18 protein-coding genes are annotated in these 20193 nt (G+C 58.3%); 3 read left to right on the plus strand and 15 right to left on the minus strand.

All coding sequences use genetic code 11. The features are described from left to right. Nucleotides 1-40 precede the first annotated feature (40 nt). From QD409_RS14060 to QD409_RS14125, 14 genes are all read right to left on the minus strand, one after another. Nucleotides 41-1288, minus strand: coding sequence for a Zn-dependent hydrolase (locus QD409_RS14060; protein WP_092854756.1), 1248 nt, complete (start codon nt 1286-1288; stop codon nt 41-43). Further along, nucleotides 1285-2127: a BtpA/SgcQ family protein gene (locus QD409_RS14065; protein ID WP_092854758.1), complete on the minus strand. Its 843-nt coding sequence runs from the start codon at nt 2125-2127 to the stop codon at nt 1285-1287. Before QD409_RS14065 ends, QD409_RS14060 begins: the two co-directional genes overlap by 4 nt. Continuing rightward, the gene (locus tag QD409_RS14070) at nt 2112-3044 is read right to left on the minus strand and encodes a ribokinase (protein ID WP_245298148.1); all 933 of its coding nucleotides are present in this window, start codon (nt 3042-3044) and stop codon (nt 2112-2114) included. Before QD409_RS14070 ends, QD409_RS14065 begins: the two co-directional genes overlap by 16 nt. Beyond that, on the minus strand, nt 3044-3814 hold the full coding sequence (locus QD409_RS14075; RefSeq protein ID WP_092854762.1) for a glutamine amidotransferase: 771 nt from the start codon (nt 3812-3814) through the stop codon (nt 3044-3046). The genes QD409_RS14070 and QD409_RS14075 overlap by 1 nt, the downstream gene beginning before the upstream one ends. Before the next feature lie 26 nt (nt 3815-3840). Beyond that, complete coding sequence (locus QD409_RS14080; RefSeq protein ID WP_092854796.1) at nt 3841-4929, minus strand: phosphotriesterase; 1089 nt, start codon at nt 4927-4929, stop codon at nt 3841-3843. Between the two features lie 5 nt (nt 4930-4934). After that, complete coding sequence (locus QD409_RS14085; RefSeq protein ID WP_430762938.1) at nt 4935-5948, minus strand: ABC transporter permease; 1014 nt, start codon at nt 5946-5948, stop codon at nt 4935-4937. After that, a complete protein-coding gene (locus tag QD409_RS14090; protein ID WP_430762939.1) occupies nt 5945-6742 on the minus strand; it encodes an ATP-binding cassette domain-containing protein in 798 nt (265 codons plus the stop codon). The genes QD409_RS14085 and QD409_RS14090 overlap by 4 nt, the downstream gene beginning before the upstream one ends. 89 nt (nt 6743-6831) lie before the next feature. Beyond that, nucleotides 6832-7773: an ABC transporter substrate-binding protein gene (locus QD409_RS14095; protein WP_430762940.1), complete on the minus strand. Its 942-nt coding sequence runs from the start codon at nt 7771-7773 to the stop codon at nt 6832-6834. Between the two features lie 122 nt (nt 7774-7895). Further along, on the minus strand, nt 7896-8510 hold the full coding sequence (locus QD409_RS14100; RefSeq protein ID WP_430762950.1) for a cupin domain-containing protein: 615 nt from the start codon (nt 8508-8510) through the stop codon (nt 7896-7898). Between the two features lie 359 nt (nt 8511-8869). Continuing rightward, nucleotides 8870-9790 (minus strand): SMP-30/gluconolactonase/LRE family protein, encoded by a 921-nt coding sequence (locus QD409_RS14105; protein ID WP_430762941.1) that lies wholly within the window; start codon nt 9788-9790, stop codon nt 8870-8872. 32 nt (nt 9791-9822) lie between these two features. Beyond that, nucleotides 9823-10773, minus strand: a complete 951-nt coding sequence (locus QD409_RS14110; protein ID WP_092854770.1) for an ABC transporter permease — start codon at nt 10771-10773, stop codon at nt 9823-9825. Beyond that, nucleotides 10770-11714 carry an ABC transporter permease gene (locus QD409_RS14115; RefSeq protein WP_430762942.1) on the minus strand — a complete coding sequence of 315 codons (945 nt, stop codon included), beginning with the start codon at nt 11712-11714 and terminating at the stop codon, nt 10770-10772. The genes QD409_RS14110 and QD409_RS14115 overlap by 4 nt, the downstream gene beginning before the upstream one ends. After that, a complete protein-coding gene (locus QD409_RS14120; RefSeq protein WP_245298149.1) occupies nt 11711-13174 on the minus strand; it encodes a sugar ABC transporter ATP-binding protein in 1464 nt (487 codons plus the stop codon). Before QD409_RS14120 ends, QD409_RS14115 begins: the two co-directional genes overlap by 4 nt. Nucleotides 13175-13282: 108 nt before the next feature. Then, nucleotides 13283-14299, minus strand: coding sequence for an ABC transporter substrate-binding protein (locus QD409_RS14125; RefSeq protein ID WP_092854776.1), 1017 nt, complete (start codon nt 14297-14299; stop codon nt 13283-13285). 297 nt (nt 14300-14596) lie between these two features. On the opposite strand from QD409_RS14125, the gene QD409_RS14130 reads away from it, so the two are divergent. The 3 genes from QD409_RS14130 (at nt 14597) to QD409_RS14140 (ending at nt 18196) form a co-directional block, all read left to right on the plus strand. Next, complete coding sequence (locus QD409_RS14130; RefSeq protein WP_092854778.1) at nt 14597-15835, plus strand: GAF domain-containing sensor histidine kinase; 1239 nt, start codon at nt 14597-14599, stop codon at nt 15833-15835. Then, a complete protein-coding gene (locus tag QD409_RS14135; protein WP_092854780.1) occupies nt 15832-16563 on the plus strand; it encodes a response regulator transcription factor in 732 nt (243 codons plus the stop codon). Before QD409_RS14130 ends, QD409_RS14135 begins: the two co-directional genes overlap by 4 nt. 103 nt (nt 16564-16666) lie before the next feature. Further along, entirely contained in the window at nt 16667-18196 is a 1530-nt protein-coding gene (locus QD409_RS14140) for a UxaA family hydrolase (protein ID WP_092854782.1), read from the plus strand. 936 nt (nt 18197-19132) lie between these two features. Here QD409_RS14140 and QD409_RS14145 read toward each other — a convergent pair. Further along, nucleotides 19133-20128 (minus strand): GntR family transcriptional regulator, encoded by a 996-nt coding sequence (locus tag QD409_RS14145; protein WP_430762943.1) that lies wholly within the window; start codon nt 20126-20128, stop codon nt 19133-19135. Nucleotides 20129-20193 lie beyond the last annotated feature (65 nt).

Below are 20193 nucleotides of genomic sequence, written 5' to 3' on the forward strand. Positions count from 1 at the left end.
AGTTCACAGACATCCAGCCATGACATCGATCACCGGACGATTATTGTTCTTTGGACAAGGCAAGAGTGGTCTCAAGCAGGACCGTTGCGCCGATTTCAATGTTTTCTGCGGCAACGAATTCAGCCTCATTGTGACTGATGCCATCCCGGCACGGGACAAAGATCATCGCCGTCGGCGCGACGCGGCTGACGAAAAGTGCGTCGTGAAAAGCTCCTGAGACCAATTTCATGTTGGAAACGCCGAGCATTCTGCAGGCATTGTCAATCATATCCACGATCGCCAGGTCAAACTGTCCAGGCGCTAGGTCAAAGCGCTTTGCGATCCGCACGTCGACCATATGACGCTCGGCCGACGCACGGCATTCCGCATCGACCTGGGCCTCGATCGAGGAAAGCACGTCTTCCTGAGGATGGCGGATGTCGACGGTGAATGTAACCCTGCTCGGAATGACGTTGACGGAACTGGGTTCAACAGTCATGCGGCCAACCGTCAGCCGCGCCATTGGATCAGCTGGCATGACGACTAGCTGCAGGTGCGCGATCGCAGCGGCAGCGGCGGCCATGGGATCCTTGCGGAACTCTAGTGGCGTCGTGCCAGCATGGGCCGCTTCGCCGATGAAGGAAATCTCAAGCCACTTGGTTCCCTGCACGCCGGTGACGATGCCAATCGGCACGCCTGTGCGCTCAAGCACGGGGCCTTGTTCGATATGCACCTCAACGAAGGCGGAAACAGAATGGCCGATCGGCTGCGTTCCAGCTTCCGGTAGTGCATTCAATGTTGCAGCCAGCTCGTCGCCGAGTTTGGCTCCATCGGCACCATGCATATCCTGCCATCTGCGCACGTCGCCTGCGCCGACAAAAGCCGTCGACCCCATGCAGCCAGGAGAAAAGCGGCTACCTTCCTCGTTGGTCCAGGACACGACTTCCACAGATCGCTCGGTGACGACGCCTGCATCCTCCAGAGCTTCCAATACTTCAAAGGCAGACAGCGTACCCAGAGCGCCGTCGAACCTGCCTCCGGTAGGCTGACTATCAAGATGGCTACCGATCAGAATGGGCGGAAGCGAAGGATTAGACCCTTCGCGCCGGATGAAGAGGTTGGCAATCGCGTCTTGGTGGATGCCAAATCCGCGCGCGACGGCTAGCTCCGCAAGCAGGCGTCGGGCCGCCCTATCCTCGGCGCTCAGTGCTTGGCGGTTCACACCGCCAGCGGGCGTTGCGCCGATCGCTGCAAAATCGGCAATGCGCTGCAACAGACGCTGCGCATTGATCTTCGGATATGGCTTCATCGATGGATGCCTGCCACGAAGTCCTTTACCCGTTGGGGATCGACTGCATTCCACCAGACTCCATCATATTTCAGGGAGCTTGCGATGATCACGCCATCGGCAACCGATAGAATGTCGTTGCCATTCTCTGTGGTTACGCCGCTGCCGACGAGCGTCGGCAGGCCTGCCGCCCGCTTGATCATGCTTATGTAGTCCAGATCGGCTGCATGCCCGGTTCTCTGCCCCGTGGCAATAACCACATCTGCATCAAAGAAGACGAGATCCTTGACCTGCTCCTCGACCGAGCGGTCCGCAACGATAGCATGCGCTCCGTGTTTGACATGTGCGTCAGCGAAAATACGGATGCCATATGCATTGAGCCGCGCGCGATAGCGCATTGCACGGGCAGCTTCACCCTCGATGAAACCTTCATTGGCGACATAGGCGTTTGCCCATTGATTGACGCGAACGAAGCCCGCGCCCGCCGCACTGGCGATCGCAAGCGCGGGGATGGCGGCGTTGGCAAGAACATTGATGCCGATCGGACCGCCGAGTTCACGGCGGATGCGATCCGAGACGACGGCCATGTAGGTCGAAGTCTCCGGACCGATATCATCGGGCTTCGAAAATGGAATGTCGCCATGGTTCTCGATGATCACGGCGTCGCAGCCGCCGGCAAGATAAGCGCGAGCATCATCGAGGCCGCGCTGGTAGACGGTCTCTATCTCCTCTCCCGAATAGCGTGGCGCGCCGGGAAGCGGCGCCAAGTGTACGACGCCGATAATTGCTTTGTCGCGCCCGAAGAGATCGATAAGCGCGTTGCCCGCTACCTGCCCGATAGGCTTCATTGTCCCAGCCATGTGTTTTCCAGTTCTGATATCTTTATGATTTCCGAAAACTCCGCCCGCGAGGGATAGGAGGAGAGCGTTCCGAGACGAGCAACTGAGATGGCGGCAGCCTTGGTTGCCACCTTTGCAGCCGCAGCCAAGGTTTTTCCCTGCGCCAGCAAGCCGACGAAGGTGCCCGCAAAGCAGTCACCGGCACCGCTGGTATCGACAGCGGCGCTCCTGTGCGCCTCAAGAACAAAAGGTGCATCATCTGCCTGATCCCAAACGAGGCTACCCTCACTTCCCAGCGTCACGACCACGCTTCTGGCCCCTCTATCGAAGAGCAGGTCTGCCGCCGCAGCCGGGCTTTCCAGACCCGTCAGCGCGCAGGCTTCACCCCGATTGACGATGACGACATCCACATCGGCAAGATCCTCGACGTTCGTGTCTGACAGCGGGCTCGGATTCAGCACCGTCTTCAGGTCCGACCGTTTGGCAAGTTTCAGACAAGTGGCGATGACCTCCCATGGTAGATTTCCCTGCATCAAAAGGATGTCGTCTTTACTCCAGATCTCGGTTAGATTCGTTTGCTGGATCGGATCGAAAGCTCGCGCGCAGACGACGGCACTCACGATGGCGTTTTCGCCGCCTTCTTCCAACAGGATCGTCGAACGATCCGTGGGAAGAGGCAGTCGAATCAGTCGATCGACGTCAAGATCGCTCTTCAGCATCTCGGTCACTCTATCCGCCATATCGTCGTCGCCAAGCGGGGCCCAGAAGCACACATCCGCCCCGCTTCGGGCCGCCGCGACGGCTTGATTGGCGCCCTTGCCTCCGATGCCCTCAACTGTCGAGGTCGCATTGAGCGTCTCGCCCGGACGCGGCAGGCGCGGCAAGCGGAAGCTCGTATCGACGCAGACATTGCCGACGACATGGAGGCGCATAGGCATCAGTCCCTGATCGTTGCCCAGGCTAGCATCTGCTCGAACAGTGTCTTATAGCCGTTCCAGGCGATGAATTCGGGCGGCAGCCAGTGCGGGCCGACATCCGATGTCCAGACGAGTGTCTTGCCGGCGCCATAGGTGCCGGTTACCAGCAGCGGCTGCGAACCATACTCGCTGGAAACCGTCGCAAGAACCTGGGCGCCCTGCTTGACGGCCACTTGGTTGAAGCCGAGGAGATAGGGCCAGTCGCCTCCCAGGCCCTTGAGGACAGGATGATCGGCACTTCCCGTGACGACAGGCGAAAATCCCTCGGGAACCTCGACACGATCATCGATCGCCAGGCAGGTCACGGGCAGTACTTCTTCGACCGGGGTCTTATGATAGCGCGCGCCACCGTTAATGCCTTGGAAGCTGTAATAGCCACCAAACATCAATAGTGCGCCGCCGTTTGCCACATAGTCGCGCAACAGTTTCAGACGGTTCGGTGTCCTCTTGGAATGAATCCAGGTATCCGGATGCAAAAGCAGCGTGTTGGCGCCGATATCCGACAGAATGATAGCGTCATAGTCCGCAATCACCTCTGCCGTCAGCGGAAAATCACGCTGCGCCTCATGTGCCGGCATGAAGGTGACGTCGAAGGCGCTGTCCTTCAAAGCCTTGAGAAGCTCGTCGGCGCCAGTGTGATAGGTCACCGTCGGAAACTGGTCGAAACCTTTGATGTGGGTGGCGGTCGAAACCCATGACTCACCTGCCAGAAGAACCTTTTTCTTGCTCATGTCTGCTCCTTGAATGCACCCGACCTTCAGGCCGAGGCGGAAAATACCGATTGGGGATTGGTGATCAGCATCTGGTCGATCGCCTGCTGATCGACGCCATGGCGTTTCAGCCGCGGCAGGAAATGCTTGAGAATGTAGCCATAGCCGAAGCCGCCATAGCGGGTCAGCATGATCTTGAGAAAGACGTCCTGCGACAGAAGCAGGCGGTCGGTAAAGCCTAAGTCGACGAGCGCCCGGATCGCCCTGGCGTTCTCTTCATCCGACGGCGATTGGGCATCCTGATCGGCGTAATAATAGTCCATGCCGATCATGTCGTATTCCAGAAAAGCGCCACGTTCGGCGAGACTCTTTTGATAATCGAGATCATTGTGGCTGGGATTTATGTGGCAGAGCACCGTATGACGCAGGTCCGCGCCTTCTTCCTCGACCACATCCAGTACGCGATGGGCGAGGCGCTCCCATCCCGGCAGGTGGATGGACAAAGGCAGGCCTGTCAGCCGCGAGGCTCGCGCCGATGCCCGCAAGGACTTCTGCTCCTCGGCCGTAAAGTCCTTGCTGACGCCGACCTCGCCGATGACGCCAGCCATGATATCAGGCTGGGTCTCGCCACCGCCGACGTCGTTGACGATGAAGGCCGTGACCTCGTCGAGATCCATGCCCTTCAGCCATTCGGGATGGGTATGTTCCAGATAGAAGCCCGTACCCATGATGATCTTCAGACCGGACATGCGAGCAATACGGCGCAACTGTTCGGCATCGCGCCCTATGCCAAAGTTGGTGGTTTCCACCACGGTGTGGCCGCCAAGCTTCTGGAAGCGGCCGAGTTCGGCTAGCGCCAGATCCCCGTCATCCAACGAGACGTTGTCGCGGTTCATATAGGGGTTCATCCGAAGTTCGCCGATGATCTCGATTCCCACCGGCTGTTCGGCGATCGCCTTTTCATCGGGATGGCAGGGGCATTTCCACGAACTCGCCCCATCCAGAAAAATGTGCTCGTGCATAAGCGTCACGCCCATATCCACGACCGGTATCGGGCCCAGCACCGTCATGGCGCATCCGGTTTGAACGCCGATGGCATGATGCGCTTTGGTCGTATCCGCAAAGAGATGGTCCATCATGCTCAGCGGCTCCTCGTCGCGCCCTTGAAGAGGCGGAAGTTCAGCCAGATTGCCACCAGGATGATGACGCCAGTCACGATCGGCGTGAAGAAAGGCGACATGTGCGAGAGGATCAGACCATTGGCGATAACGGCAACGGTCAGTGCTCCAAGCACCGTGCCGACAACCGAGCCCCGCCCACCGAACAGGCTTGTACCACCCAGTACCACTGCGGCAATGACATCGAGTTCGAAACCCTGCCCGGCATTTGAAGAGCCGGAACCCAGGCGCGCGGCAAGGATGATGCCGGCGATTGAGGCAGCGACACCCGATATCACATAGACGAACAAGGTGACGCGCCGGGTATTGACGCCGGCGCGGCGCACCGCTTCGGCATTGGCGCCGATGCCGGTGACATAGCGGCCGAAGGGCGTTTCATTAAAGGCGACATAGGCCGCGGCAAGGGCCACGATCGCAATCATTGCAGGTGCAGGAATGCCAAAGAACCAGGCCTGGCCAATCGCCGTGAACGGGCTCTGCGGATCGACCGGGATCGAATAGCCGCCGGTGATGAGCAGCGCCAGGCCCCTGATGACCGATAGCCCAGCCAGGGTGACGATGAAGGCTGGGATCCGCTCGTAAGCGATGAAATATCCCTGGATCAATCCAGTTGCGCCACCAAGAAGCATCATCAGAACGACAACGAGCGGCCATGGGATTCCGGCCTGAATGCAGGCAGCCGAAAGCGTTGCGGCAAGGGCCAATACGGATCCGACCGAAAGATCGATGCCGCCTGTTGTGATGACGAAGGTCATAGCCGCTGCCACGATCAACAAGGGCGCGGATTGTCTGACGACGTTCAGGAGGTTGGGAGCCGTCAGGAAGACATGGGTAAAGAGGGAGAAGAAAACGCAGACGACGATGAAAAACAAGGCGATCGAAACGATGCCGCCATTGGCTATCGCCTTGTCGTAGAGGCGCGCCTTACGCAGGCGAGACGACTGGCTGGTTTGGGCATGAGAAGAGGCTATGGTCATACGGAAGCACCTCGCTCAGTGGGTTGTCCGGCCGAGCGAGCAGAAAACTTGCGACCGACGATCAGGTTGACGACCTCTTCGATATTCGTTTCCGCGATAAGGCGCTCGGCAACATTCTGTCCCTCGTACATTACCTGGATGCGATCGCAGACGAGGAAGAGATCTTGCAGACGATGTGTGATCAGAATGACGCTGACGCCCCGCGCACTGACTGTGCGGATGAGCTCCAGTACCGCTTCGACTTCGGCAACTGCCAAGGCTGCCGTCGGCTCGTCCATGATGAGGACCGACGGATTGAATGACGCCGCGCGTCCGATTGCGATGGACTGGCGTTGGCCGCCTGAAAGATTTTCGACCTTGAGATGCGTGTCAGGAATGACGATGCCAAGCCCTTCCAGCATATGGCGCGCCCGTTCATGCATGGTCTTTTTGTCGAGGATCGGGATGCCGGCAAGCTTCCATTTCGGCTCACGCCCAAGGAAGAGATTTCCTGCGACGTCGACCGTGTCGCAAAGGGACAGGTCTTGGTAGACCATCTCGACATGCGCAGCGCGTGCGTCGGCTGGCGACGCAAAGGAAACCGGTTTGCCGTCAATCTCGATCGTCCCCGAATCCGGGATCACCGCGCCCGACAGGGCCTTGCTCAAGGTCGATTTGCCTGCGCCGTTGTCACCGACAAGGCCAAGGACCTCGCCCGGCTTCAAGGTCAACGATACATTGTCCAGGGACTGCATCGTACCATAGCGTTTGGAAATACCGGTCATCCTGACGCGGTAGGTATCAGCGTTTGTCATATCAATGCTGCCTTGCGGAAATGGCCTGAGCCATGATGCCACAACGTCATGGCCGATGCGAACGGCCATGACGTGACGAGGTGTGAGAGCTACTTGAACATGCCCCGGAACTTGTCGACATTTTCCTTGGTGACGATGGTCACCGGCACATTGATGATTGGATCGATCTTGTCGCCCTTTTTCACCTTGACGAGCGCTTCGACCGCCGCTTTGCCTTCGCCAGCCGGATCCTGCTGGATGACAGCCGTAACCCAGCCCTGATCGATGCCTTCGATCGCCTGCTTGGTCAGATCCCAGCCGAAGACCTTCACGCTACCCGTTTTGCCCTGGCTGGTGACGGCCGCAACGGCACCGAGCAGCGCAGGCTCGCCGGTCGCATAGAGCGTCGTCATGTCGGGATTGGCGGTGATGAGATTTTCCGCTGCGCTGAGCGCCACATCCTGGACGTTCTGGCCGTCTACGGTATCAAGGAAGTCGACCTTCTGCCCGCCCGCCTTTACCGCCGTCTTGAAGCCGTCAAGACGCTGGTTCTGGATGAAGGAGTTGAGCGCGCCGACAACGCCGATCTTGGCACTGCCGCTCAACTTGGCTTTGACATAATCGGAATAGAATTTGCCGATCTCCCCGCCCGCCTCGGTATTGTCGACACCCACGAAGGCGATGTTATCGCCGTTCGGAATCTGCGCATCGATGGCGATGACCGGGATACCGGCCTTTTTGGCAGCAGTAATTGCCGGCTTCACCCCGTTCACGTCGATGGCGACCAATATGATACCGTCGACTTTCTGGGTGATGTAGTTCTCGATGGCATCATTCTGTGCACTGGGCACGTTGTTTGCGTTGAAGATGACAAGATCGACACCGGCCTTCTTTGCCGCCCCCTTGGCGCCATCATTGATCTGGTTGAAGAAGAGAGCCTGCTGGTTGATCGTCACCAGTGCCAGCGTATCCGCCATGGCGGCACCGGCGCTGCAGGCAAGCGCAACGGTTGCGCCAAGCGCGCAACCGAACAAATATTTCTTAAGACGCATGATCGTTCCCCATGTTTTTGGATTGCATGAGGAGTATTCAAGTAACTTGAATTCTTGTCAAGTGACTTGAATGGATGATTTTCAAGATGGTCGCGAGCTTGCTCCGACTGGATCCGCACGAATTAAAAAGTCGCTGGCGTATTGACCCAGAAGATGCTGGCGCGTTCCGCTCCCACGTTGCGATACCAATGGGGCAGTTCGGAGTTGAAAACAAAACTATCGCCAGGAGAGAGCCGGAAAGTACGCTCACCGACCATAAGCTCGACTTCACCCGCAAGGACGTAACCGACCTCCTCGCCGACATGCTGGATCGGCCCGGCACTTTGACCGCCGGCCTCGATATGATGGATGTTGCATTGGAGCAGATGACCTTGCGAATAGGGGATAATTCGTTCGAGAGAGATACCTTCCCCCCTGCGCAACGGGTCCAGTCCGATCAGCGGCCTCGTTCCCGAACGGAAGACGATGCCCTCCTCACCATCGGCCTCCTCAAACATCCAGCCTATATTGGTGCCGAGAACGCCGACGAGCCGATGGAGCATTGGCAATGAGGGCGAAGCCTTGCCGTTCTCGATCTTCGACAGCAGGCTTTCAGAACAATCTGCCGCCAGGGCAAGAGCCTTGAGGGTCAACCCCCGTGTCTGCCGGGCGAGCTTCAAGCGACCTCCAAGCCGCACTGGATTGGTCAGTATCTTTTCCTCGCCGACGTCTCCCGATTTGCGCGGGGGTTCTATCATGTTCATGGTTTTGGTATCGCCGTTATCAAAGCCAAAGCTTAACGCCAGCCCATTGCTTATGTCTAGGCATTGCATCTCGGCCCGTGCAAAAGGTCATCACTTCACCTGTACAGTTGCGAATGAGAGAGAGCATCGCAAATGGTAGCTCTTGAAACGACGGGCACTCGCGGTCACGATGAGCAGCATTTGGATAAGGCTGACTATAGAAGCGGATAAACGACACCTGCTTGAAACGTAGCTTCCGGGCGATCAGCGCAAATCAGCGCGGAATTTCGAGCTTGTCGTGCCAGATGCGGCCGCGGCGGACGAGGTGGACCCGGTGGCCGCTATTTCGAGTATTGGCTTATCGACGACGAACCTTATGGCATTTGCACGCCGGTTGCCGTCGTAAAGACACGATAGAGCGATCGCGTCGCGGTGATGAACAGCTGATTTCGGCGCGGGCCACCGAAAGTGAGATTGGCCACCGTCTGCGATATCTTTATCTTGCCAATCAAGGTGCCATCAGCCGCGAAACAATGGACGCCGTCGCCGGCACTTGTCCAGATATTACCCTCGACATCGGCGCGGAAGCCATCCGGGACGCCGGCGTCGATGTTGCAGAAAACGCGACCGTTTGCGAGTTTTCTGCCATCCACGAGGTCAAAGACACGAATGTGCCTTGGGGCATTGACGTCGTGGCTTGCAGCAGAGTCGGCCACATAGAGCTTTGTCTCATCGGGAGAAAAGGCCAGGCCGTTCGGCTGGGCGAAATCCTCGACCACGACATCCAGCTCTTCTTTAGACGGATCGAGCCGGTAGACATTGCGGGTTGCCTGCTCGGGCTCCGCCTTATAGCCTTCGTAGTTTGAGAGGATGCCGTAGGTCGGGTCGGTGAACCAGACGGTTCCATCCGAACGGACAACAACGTCGTTCGGCGAATTCAGGCGCTGGCCCTTATAGCTATCGGCGAGGATCGTGATCGAACCGTCGATTTCGGTGCGCGTCACCCGACGGCCGCCGTGTTCGCAGGATATAAGGCGCCCCTGACGGTCGCGAGTATTGCCATTGGTGAAATTGGATGGTGCCCGGTAGATCGACACGCCGCCGCCTGGCACCCATCGCAACATACGTTCGTTGGGAATGTCGCTCCAGATAAGGCATCCGGTATCGGCAAACCAGACTGGGCCTTCTGCCCAGCGGCAATCTGAATAAAGCTCCTCCAATCCAGCGCTTGGAACCACGAGGTTGCGAAAGCGGGTATCGTAGATTTCATAGAGAGACGATGCGTCGTTCGGCATTTCGGATGTCCTAAAACTGCTGGGGATCAGTGTCAGCGACCGCCGGTTGGGCGGCCGCCTGCAACCAGGATGACGGCAATGATGATGAGGCCGGTGAGAACGAGCCTGGGGCCTGCGCCAAAGCCATAGGTATTCAGCATAGACACGACCAGGAACATGAACAGGGACGCGCCCCATATGCCCGGAACGTTCGAGTCTCCACCGGCGACCGCCGTTCCGCCGATGATGACGACGGCGATCGACATCAGCAGATATTCGGCACCCATATTAAGGGCAGCCCCACCGGAAAAGCTCGCCAGCAGATAGCCGCAAATCGAAGCGAGGATGGCGCAGAGCACATAGGTTGCAAGCCGCGTTCCATCGACGGGAATGCCTGCCATGCGCGCCGCAAACATGCTTTGTCCGATTGCCGATATCCACCGGCCGTAGATCGTTCGCTCCAGCAGCGCCCAGGCAAGCAGCGAGAGCAGGAGCGCAACGATGGCAACATTCGGGATGCCAAGAAAGCCCGATGTCGTGAAATCAGCGAGTTGCTCAGGCGGCTTGATGCGAAGGCCACGATTGCTCCAGATTGCCGTCGACTGAATGATGAAACTCATCGACAGCGTCGCGATAATCGGCGGGATGCGCAAAAGCTTGATCAGGGCATAATTGCCGATGCCAATGCCAAGACCGATCAGGATCGACACCAGCAGGCCTGGCACGATCATGCCGTCTTCGACATTCATCAGCTTCAGCGCCACGGTGCCGGCAAGCGTCATGGTGGCTGGCACGGAAAGATCGATATTGCCCGGGCCGAGCGTGATGACGAACATCTGCCCGATACCGACGATCACCGAGAAGGCTGCGAAGGTCAATGCGGCCTGCGACAGACCAAGGGAGCTTGCGCCACCGGTGAAAAGCACAGTGACGAGCCATACGGTGATGGTGGCAAAAAACGACCAGATCCAAGGCTTCCGCCCGAGCACGCGAAGAGCGATCATGAGTGTTTCTCCCGCTTCTCGACGTGGCTGAGCAGCAGCCGCAGGGCCAGCACGACGATCAGGATGGCGCCCTGAGCGCCGATCTGCCAGTCCGGCGAAATCCGTAAGAATGACAGGAAAGAGCCTGCCAATGTCAGGGTCAACGCGCCGATGACGGCACCGATCGGCGAAACCCTGCCGCCAATAAATTCCCCGCCGCCAAGAATGACGCCGGCGATCGACAGCAGCGTGTAGCGTAGCGCGATGTTGGCGTCCGCCGATGTGGTAAGCCCGACAAGCGCAATGCCGGATAGCACCGCGAACAGACCGGCAAGCCCATAGGCGGCCGCGCGCAAGGTTACAACGGACCAGCCGGCGCGCTCGAGCGACCGTTGGTTGCCGCCGACGCCACGGATCAGTACGCCGAAGGAAGAGCGCATGAGGATCAGCTGGGAAATCAACGCGATCACGACACTTGCAACAATCGCCATGGGGACCAGCGGCGGCTTTGACGTCATCAGCCAGCGAGCCCAGTCGGGCGCGGTGCCACCCGGCGCAGGCAACAGCAATACGGCAAGGCCACCCCAGACAAAGCTCATGCCGAGGGTGACGACGATCGACGGCAAGTCCCTGATATAGATGATCACGCCCATTGCGGCGTAGACGACGATCGAGGCGAGAAGAATGAGGATGCCCAGGAGCGGTGCTGACTGTAGATAGGTCGCAGCCACGCAGGCGGTGAAGCTGACGAATGTTCCCATCGACAGATCGAGATCATTGACCGACATGATCATCATCTGGGCGATCGTCGCCAACGCGATTGGCACGGCGAGATTGAAGAGCAGATTGAGACCGACATAGCTCATGGCGCGCGGCTGAAGATAGAAGACCGCGCTCAGCAGAACGACCAGTGATAGCGCCGGGATTAGCAGGCGCAAGGTGGAAGACGATGGGCGGATCATGCGCCCTCCCCGGCAAAAGAAGCCGCCAGCACATTTTCCTCCGTGATATCCTCTCCGACCAGTTCCGCGACAATGGCACCGTCGCGAAAGACGTAGACGCGATCACACAGGCGGATCTCGTCCATTTCAGTGGAGTACCAGATAAAGGTCCGGCCGACGGAGGCCTCGTCATTCAGGATCCGATAGACTTCCTGCTTGGTGCCGATGTCGACGCCGCGCATGGGATCATCCATCAGCACGATCGGCGACGTGGTCGCGAGAGCGCGGGCGAACAGGACCTTTTGCTGATTGCCGCCGGACAGTGACAGGATGCGGTTTTCCATCGTTGGCGTCCGGATTTCGATACGTGCCTTCCAGTCCGCGCCGAGGTTCTCTTCCTGCTGTTTGTTGACGAGGAACATCTTCGATAGATCGCCGAGCGATGCGATACTGAGGTTCTTCAGGATGCTCCACAAAGGGAAGGTCCCGTTCAGGCTGCGATCACCGGCGACGAAGGCAATATTGTCCCGCCTGCCCGGCAGCCAGTTGCTTGATAGTGATCGATGGAGATCGAGCAACATATCGGTCTGACCATGGCCCGCGAGACCGGCAAGGCCAATCACCTCTCCTTTGCGAACTTCGAAGGCAAGCCCCCTGCCGCCGCGCGAAGGCAAGGCCAGGATGGGAGGCCTGGTGGCATGCGCCTCATTCCTTAGCTTGCGGTCCTGTTCCTTGACGACGCTGCCCATCGCCTGGACAAGGCTGTTGACGCTGAAGTCCTGCGCGGCACGATCAGCCACGACGCGACCATCCTTCATGACGAGAATGCGGCTCGCAGTCGAAAGGATCTCGCCAAGAATGTGAGAGATCAGCATGACCGCACCGCCAGCTTGGACAAAGCTTCGCACATAGGCCATCAGCTGTGCCGCCAGCCCCGCATCGAGCGATGAGGTCGGTTCATCCAGAATGACAAGTTTCGGCTTCTCGCTGACGGTAGAGAAGGTAATCGCGATTTCCACCATTTGCCGTTCGGCGATAGAAAGCTCACCAACCGTGCGCATGACATCGATCTTGTGACCGACAAAGATCTCGTCGAGCTTGGCTCGAACGATCGCCGCCGCCCGCCGACGCCAGCTCCAGCCGGAAAGGCCGTGGTGGACGATCCGCATGTTCTCGACGACGGTTAGATTGGGCGCGAGCGAAAGCTCCTGGAAAACACAGCGAATGCCATGCGCGCGCGCCGCATTGATACCATGGACCCTATCATTGCCGTCATAGGCAACTGTTCCTTCATGGGGGCTTAGGCCGCCATTGATGACGTTGACGATCGTCGATTTCCCGGCGCCATTGTGTCCGACAAGACCGATACATTCGCCGGCATGAATAGTCAGGTCGGCGCCGTCGAGCGCCTTGACGGCGCCGAAACGCATCTTGATGCCTCGGGCCGAGACGACGGCTTGCCGCTCGGCATTTTCTCTCATCAAGCTATTATCTTTAACTGCAATCATGGATCGTCCGGCCGGGCGTTGGGTCCAACCGGCGCCGCCTTTGATCGGCGGCGCTGGCCTTCATTTGCTGGCTGATATCGACTACTTCGCCGTAGCGATCACCTTCTTGGCGTCGTCGAGTGTGTATTCGACATTGGCGACGCCGCCCGCCTGCGTCGTGGAAAGGTTGGTTTCGAGATTACCCTGATCGATGCGCAGGAAGGGGACGACCAGATCCTTCTTCACCTGCTGACCGTCGAGGATCTGCTGGGCCACCCAGAAGGCGAGAGTTGAGACGCCTGGCGCAATCGAGACCGACATGGTCTCGTAGCCGCTGGCATCCTTCTCCTTCTTCCACCAGGCAAGCTCGTCCTGTCGGTTCCCCATGACGATCGTCGGCATCGTGCGCTTTGCGGCCGCGAATGCCTGAGCGGCGCCATAACCGTCGCCGCCCTGGGTCACGACCGCGGCAATGTCGGGAAGGCTTGGGAGGATCCCGGCAACGGCGCGCTGCGCAACGTCCTGCGCCCAGTCGCCATGGACCGAGCCAACGATCTTGAACTGCGGATATTTGGCGGCAGCGTCGTGAATGCCGGCAGAAATCTCGTCATCGACGGAGACGCCGGCCAGTCCGCGAATTTCGAGGACGTTGCCACCTTTCGGCACCTTCTTGGCGAGATATTCGATCTGGCTGGCGCCCATGCCCTTGAAGTCGACGGCGATGCGCCACGCGCACGGCTCGGTGACGATACCGTCAAAAGAGACGACGACGATCTTGGCATCGCAGGCTTCCTTGATGGCACCATTCAGCGCGGTCGGAGATGCTGCATCGATGACGATCGCATCATAGCCCTGCAGGATCATGTTCTGAATTTGGGCAGCCTGTTCGGTTGCCTGATTTTCCGCCGTGGTAAACGGATCGGCGGCCGCAACGACACCAGTTTTGACCGCTTCGCCGGTTACCTTCTGCCAGCTGGTCAACATGGCTTGGCGCCAGGAGTTGCCGGCATAATTGTTCGACAATGCAATCTTCTTGGATGCTGTATCGGCAAAAGCGGAACCCGGCACGACAACGCAAGCGAAGACGGCGGATGCCAGAAGCATCTTGGCAATATTCATATTTTCCTCCCAATGAGCCCGTACTTCCACTTCCAGGCTAAGATTTTCGAACGCGCTCCTCAACGAACGATCGAAAATAGTATTTGCACTGAAGGCTCCCCTGTCAGTACAAGCAGGATGTCCGAGATTGTTTCGCTTGTACAGGAGCTTAACGCATTGGACCCTGCGGGATCCCGCAGAAAAGATGCGTAAATCCGCAGGACGAATGGCTTGGATCAGCGCTTAATAGCATGGGAATTCGCGTGCTGCGATCGACTGGAGGATAAGCGGTCGACGCGTTGCCTGGGAGGGCTTGTTTTGCGCAATCTGGCGCCGACCTCGGTCTTCGACCACTATCTCAACATATCGAGGCTACTTGCCGGCCAGCTCGACTTTCACTCGGTCATCCGAGCAGTTGCCGTTGAAATCAGCCATGTCATCCCACATGACCACCTTGATGTTTGCATTATCCTCGTGGACGAGCAGTTTCACACGGCCTACGAGAGCGGATTGGAAACAGACTGGGGCCGCCGCTTTCCAGCGCCAGTGAGCAACAGCCCCATCCGCACGCTCCTTTGGGGTGAGACAGATTACCTTCTCACCGACGATGCCTGGAGCGACCCCCAGTTCCACTTTCAGGGCGCCTTCTCGCATCCGATCTTTCATCAGTCGCTGCATAGTCGTCTGCATGTGCCGCTCAAGGTGCAAGGCCATGTCATCGGCGCTCTGTCCTGCTCAAGTCATCAGACCGGCTTCTACACCATGCAGGACATTGAGAGCGCCCGCGTGATTGCCGACCTCCTGGCGCCTCATTTCTTCGCCATCCGCGCCGCCGACCAGGCTAAACGTTCGGCAATTGTCGAAGCCGAAGCCCGCGCCCGCGAAGAGGGTTTGCGGCTCGGCGCACTGAAACTGACCGAAGCCTTGGAGACTGAGCGTCAACGTATCGGCATGGACCTGCACGACCAGATCCTGGCCGATCTGACCCGCCTCTCCCGGCGGCTGGAGCGCCTTGCCCGCCAACCCGATGTCACCGGTGAAGCGCTTGAACCGCTGTTTCGTGGTTTGCAGCATAGTATGCATGACCTTCGCCAAATCATCGAAGAAGCAAAGCCTTCGGTTCTTCAGCTATTCGGCTTTGCGCAAGCCGTGGAGAATCATCTTGAACGATCAATCCAGGAGAGCGGGGCCACTTTGACCTGGAACCTCAAAGATGAAACCAGCGGCGCCATCGATAGCCTTGATCAATCGGTTTCTATTGCCCTATTCCGCATTACGCAGGAAGCCATCAACAACGCTATCCGCCACGCCCAAGCAAGCAGTATCGCCGTTCAACTGAAGGCGGCTGAAGGCGCGGTGACCATCGATGTCATCGATGACGGGCTTGGACTTGGGAATGCCCGCAGAACGTCAGGTGGCGGCTTAGAAAATATGAGGACCCGAGCGCGCCTGATCTCGGCGCGCTTTATGATCAGACCGGCAACAGCTTCCGGAGGAACGATTGTCAGTGTCAGCTTGCCAGCCAAGACGCGATCGGCGGGAGGATCCGCGGCATGAAGGTCCTGATCATCGAGGACGATCCGCTTCATCGCTCCTATCTCAACGAGGCGATCCGCGCCGCACTTCCCGAATGCGACGGCGTGCTGGAGGCCGAAAATGGCAATGCCGGCGAACGGCTAGCGCGGGATTGCAAATCCGAGCACATCGTCATGGATCTCCAGATGAACCAGCGCAACGGCATCGAGGCCGCCCGCACCATTTGGAAAGAGCGGCCGGAAACGCGCATTCTCTTCTGGTCAAATTATTCGGACGAGGCCTATGTCCGCGGTATCTCACGCATCGTGCCTGGCGGTGCGGTCTATGGCTATGTTCTGAAATCGGCCTCCGACGACCGGCTGAAACTGGCGCTCCGCAGTATCTTCATCGAGAGCCAGTGTGTGATCGACCGCGAAGTGCGCGGCATGCAGCAAAAGAGCCTTGGAAACGTCAACGGGTTCACCGAGGCCGAATATGAAATCCTGGTCGATATCGCTCTCGGATTGACGGATCGCGCCATCGCCCAAAGGCGCAACCTCTCGGTACGCAGCGTCCAGAATCGATTGCAGCAGCTCTATGTCAAACTTGGGGTCTATCAGCCGCTTGGTAGCCAAGACGATGATGGCCGTTTCAATCTCAGAGCGCGTGCGGTTGCCGTCGCATTTCTTCGAAAGCTGCTCAATCACAGTGCACTCGAGCGGGCGGAAGGCGATCTCAGCGTGTGGCTGGCGCGCCAACCACACGATTGAGCGAGAGAAACCGATCGTCGAGATCGATCATGCTTGACGTCATCCACCGAATGAATGTCTATTGCTAGCAATAGACATTCATTCAACCAGTATGGAATTTCTCATGTCCGCCGTTTCGCCTGTTATCCTGCTCAATCCCATCGACGATGTCGCGGTCGCTCGCTCGATGATCCGCGCGGGCAGCCCGACCGGCATCGACGGTTTGACCGCTGCAGACCAGATCCCGCGCGGTCACAAGGTGGCGGTACGTGACATTCAGGCAGGCCAGGAGATCCGCAAGTTCGGTCAGCCGATCGGCGTCGCGACACAGTTCATTCCCGCGGGCGGCCATGTCCATCTGCAAAATCTGGCGGTGATTGAGTCCGATCACCCTTACCAGTTCAGCGTTGATATCGACGAGATGGGCATGTTGCCGCAAGAGGACTGTCGGACCTTCATGGGCTTCGATCGTGGCGCTGGCGGCGTCGGTACGCGCAATTTCATCGGCATCGTCACCACGGTCAACTGTTCGGCGACCGTGTCAAAATATATCGCCGAGCATTTCAATCGCACCGGCGGCCTGGACGGCTTCGACAATGTCGATGGCGTGGTGGCCCTCACTCACGGCGGCGGCTGCGCCATCAACACCAATTCCGAGGGCTATCGCTATCTGGCGCGCACCCTCCAGGGTTATGCCCGCCATCCGAATTTCGGTGGTATCCTGATGATCGGCCTTGGCTGCGAAACCAATCAGATCGCGCCCATTCTGGAGCATTACAAGCTCGAGGAGGGAAACCGGCTGCGCACCATGACCATCCAGGATCTCGGCGGCACACGCAAGACGATCGCAGCCGCATCCGAAATGATCCGCGACATGCTGCCGGAGGTGAATTCCGCCAGACGCACCATTCAGCCGCTCTCAGGACTTAAGCTCGCCTTGGAATGCGGCGGCTCCGATGGCTATTCGGGGATTTCGGCCAACCCGGCACTTGGTTATGCCTCCGATCTGCTCGTGCGCAATGGCGGTACGTCGGTTCTGGCGGAGACCCCGGAGATCTATGGCGCCGAGCATCTGCTGACGCGCCGCGCCGTCACTCCAGCAGTTGCCGAGAAGCTGCTCTCGAGGATCGACTGGTGGCGCGATTATACCCGCCGCAACGGCGCGGAACTCAACAATAACCCCTCCTATGGCAACAAGCTCGGCGGATTGACGACGATCCTCGAGAAGTCGCTGGGCGCGGTCGCCAAGGGCGGATCCATGCCGCTGAAGGCCGTCTACGAGTATTCGGAGATCGTCGATGAGCCTGGCTTCGTCTTCATGGACACGCCTGGATATGACCCCGTTGCCGTCACCGGCCAGGTCGCTGGCGGCTGCAATGTGATCTGCTTCACGACGGGCAGAGGCTCGGTCTCCGGTTTCAAACCTGCGCCTTGCGTCAAGATCGCCACCAACACCGAGATGTACAACCATATGCGCGAGGATATGGACATCAACTGCGGCGACATCGTCAGTGGCGACGACACGATCGAGGCAGCCGGCGAACGGATCTTCGAGGAAATCATCGCTGTCGCCTCAGGCAAGAAGACGCTGAGTGAGACCTTCGACTATGGTGACAACGAATTCGTTCCCTGGCAGGTCGGCGCCATCACCTGATACAGCCTCTCTCTGGCGCGTGGACGAATGTGAGCCATTTGAAATTTGCTTATCTAGTGGCTCTGACCAGGCCAGCGACAAAATGAGGCTTCCTCCTGGTTGACCTTGCTGAAGCACGGTAAACTGTCGCTTCGGAATGCCGAAACCGGCCGAGTGGACAGTTTGATGAAGCAAATGGATCGCATGAACTCGTCGGCCAATATCTGGGAGGCTGATCCATGGGACGCCTCTGACGAGGTGGCAGACCTAAAGCTCGCAGGATTTCAGGATAGGGCAGCCAGGTCAATTACCTGGACTTCGTTACTTGATGCTGGCCAGTTGGTATTTGGCACAGAAGTTGGAGAACTTCGCGGGTTTGATGTCTAATTTTACGCGACGTGTGATGGTGAAGATATGCTTCTGATGCGGTTGAACTGGCATGGGTTTCCCGACCCTCCAGAATGGAGGCTAGCGACGCGACCAAGCAACAGGAATGATCTGTCTTGGGCGTCGTTGGGTTATTTTGCCGATTTACCGGAAAGATGGCGGATACCGGATATTTAATTGGCCGTGGCGCGGGGGGATTGGCGCATTTTGTGCGGACCCGACCGGCGGCACAATGGGTGACACACCGCCCTTCCCGGTTCAGCTAGACTTGAGCTCTGACATCCAAGCCGGGGTGGCGGTTGTCGGCAATGGCTACTCCAGCAAGACCAATCGCAATGCAGCCGGTCACGCGGCATGCCTCCGTGTGGTCCGATATAAATTCAACGAAACGACAAACCGACGTTCTTCGCGGCGACTATTTAAAAATGGCCGCGCGTGCATCGAACAGTCCGCCGGTAATCTCGAGCGTTTCAAGAGAGCCGCGGGAGGCTGCAAGAAGGCCGAGAGCAATGTCTCTGCTGGCGTTTCCATGACCGCATTGTGTATACCGGTCAAGTCCGTCTACACCGCCTAGGAAATGAAGCTGTATTCGTCCGGCCGATAGTGCTCGCGAATATAGGCGGCGCGGGCTTGGACATTGGGTTGCGAGTTGTGGATGTGATCGCGCATAGCTTTCCGTAAACCCTCCTCATCGCGTTTCTGCACCATCTTGAACACACCCATATGCTCGGCAAGAAATGGCTCATATTCCGGCATCTTGATGTGGCTGCCGACGACATGCTTGCTGAGCGTTAGAACGCAGTGCGTCCGTTTCAGGATGCTGAGAAATTCCTTGTTGGGGCAGGCCTGAAGGCTGCGCTGATGAAGGTCGAGCTCCAATTCGTACATGGTCGAGGCCGAGACATCGGGATAATCCGCAAGCGCCTGCGAAAGGCGTGCGAGCATCGCGCCGACATGTTCTTGCGAAAGTCCTCCCAGAGCGCTTGAAAGAGCCACCGGCTCGATCTGTTCGCGCACCTCATAAAGGTCACGGATGCGCTGGCTGTCGAGCGGCACGATCGACCAGCGGAAATTATCGTCCTTTTCCGTTATGCCGAGCGTCTCAAGCTTCAACAGAACGTCGCGGGCCACGGCGCGCCCCACACCAAAATGTCGCGCGAGCTCGATTTCATTGATGCGGTAACGACCAAAGAAGGAGCGGTAGACGACGATGCGCTCGACATCTTCGTAGAGCGCCTGCCAGGCAAATATCGGCCTGTCGTCATCTTCATGGAACAATTTGCCGAGATAGGCACCGAGCTTGACCCGCTTCGGTCGCACCACGCCGGTACCTACGATAAAGCCACGTCCATCGAACCGCGCGATTAGTCCATCATCGAACAGGAGTTGCAGTGCTTGGCGAACCGGCGCCCGGCTGCTCCCAACCAGTTCGGCAAGGGCGGCCTCGGTCAGAACAAGTCCTTCGGGCAAGGCTTCCCCCAGGATCGCCGCCTTCAGCCGCCCATGAAGCTCCTCGTAGAGGCTAGTCTTGCGCGGGCCGCCGCTTTCTAAATTTGATACGCGCATTTCACCCCATATTTCGCTTCTAAGGCTGCGACCTCTAGAGGGAGCATCGCACAGATAGCGGAAGT

This window comes from Rhizobium sp. BR 315, assembly GCF_050577975.1.
Taxonomy (GTDB): Bacteria; Pseudomonadota; Alphaproteobacteria; order Rhizobiales; family Rhizobiaceae; genus Rhizobium; species Rhizobium miluonense.

What these genes read in the sequence shown, in the direction of transcription:
- QD409_RS14060 (WP_092854756.1), bottom strand. Translation starts at nt 1,288, where the DNA reads ATGAAGCCATATCCGAAGATCAATGCGCAGCGTCTGTTGCAGCGCATT.
- QD409_RS14065 (WP_092854758.1), bottom strand. Translation starts at nt 2,127, where the DNA reads ATGGCTGGGACAATGAAGCCTATCGGGCAGGTAGCGGGCAACGCGCTT.
- QD409_RS14070 (WP_245298148.1), bottom strand. Translation starts at nt 3,044, where the DNA reads ATGCCTATGCGCCTCCATGTCGTCGGCAATGTCTGCGTCGATACGAGC.
- QD409_RS14075 (WP_092854762.1), bottom strand. Translation starts at nt 3,814, where the DNA reads ATGAGCAAGAAAAAGGTTCTTCTGGCAGGTGAGTCATGGGTTTCGACC.
- QD409_RS14080 (WP_092854796.1), bottom strand. Translation starts at nt 4,929, where the DNA reads ATGGACCATCTCTTTGCGGATACGACCAAAGCGCATCATGCCATCGGC.
- QD409_RS14085 (WP_430762938.1), bottom strand. Translation starts at nt 5,948, where the DNA reads ATGACCATAGCCTCTTCTCATGCCCAAACCAGCCAGTCGTCTCGCCTG.
- QD409_RS14090 (WP_430762939.1), bottom strand. Translation starts at nt 6,742, where the DNA reads ATGACAAACGCTGATACCTACCGCGTCAGGATGACCGGTATTTCCAAA.
- QD409_RS14095 (WP_430762940.1), bottom strand. Translation starts at nt 7,773, where the DNA reads ATGCGTCTTAAGAAATATTTGTTCGGTTGCGCGCTTGGCGCAACCGTT.
- QD409_RS14100 (WP_430762950.1), bottom strand. Translation starts at nt 8,510, where the DNA reads ATGATAGAACCCCCGCGCAAATCGGGAGACGTCGGCGAGGAAAAGATA.
- QD409_RS14105 (WP_430762941.1), bottom strand. Translation starts at nt 9,790, where the DNA reads ATGCCGAACGACGCATCGTCTCTCTATGAAATCTACGATACCCGCTTT.
- QD409_RS14110 (WP_092854770.1), bottom strand. Translation starts at nt 10,773, where the DNA reads ATGATCGCTCTTCGCGTGCTCGGGCGGAAGCCTTGGATCTGGTCGTTT.
- QD409_RS14115 (WP_430762942.1), bottom strand. Translation starts at nt 11,714, where the DNA reads ATGATCCGCCCATCGTCTTCCACCTTGCGCCTGCTAATCCCGGCGCTA.
- QD409_RS14120 (WP_245298149.1), bottom strand. Translation starts at nt 13,174, where the DNA reads ATGAGAGAAAATGCCGAGCGGCAAGCCGTCGTCTCGGCCCGAGGCATC.
- QD409_RS14125 (WP_092854776.1), bottom strand. Translation starts at nt 14,299, where the DNA reads ATGAATATTGCCAAGATGCTTCTGGCATCCGCCGTCTTCGCTTGCGTT.
- QD409_RS14135 (WP_092854780.1), top strand. Translation starts at nt 15,832, where the DNA reads ATGAAGGTCCTGATCATCGAGGACGATCCGCTTCATCGCTCCTATCTC.
- QD409_RS14140 (WP_092854782.1), top strand. Translation starts at nt 16,667, where the DNA reads ATGTCCGCCGTTTCGCCTGTTATCCTGCTCAATCCCATCGACGATGTC.
- QD409_RS14145 (WP_430762943.1), bottom strand. Translation starts at nt 20,128, where the DNA reads ATGCGCGTATCAAATTTAGAAAGCGGCGGCCCGCGCAAGACTAGCCTC.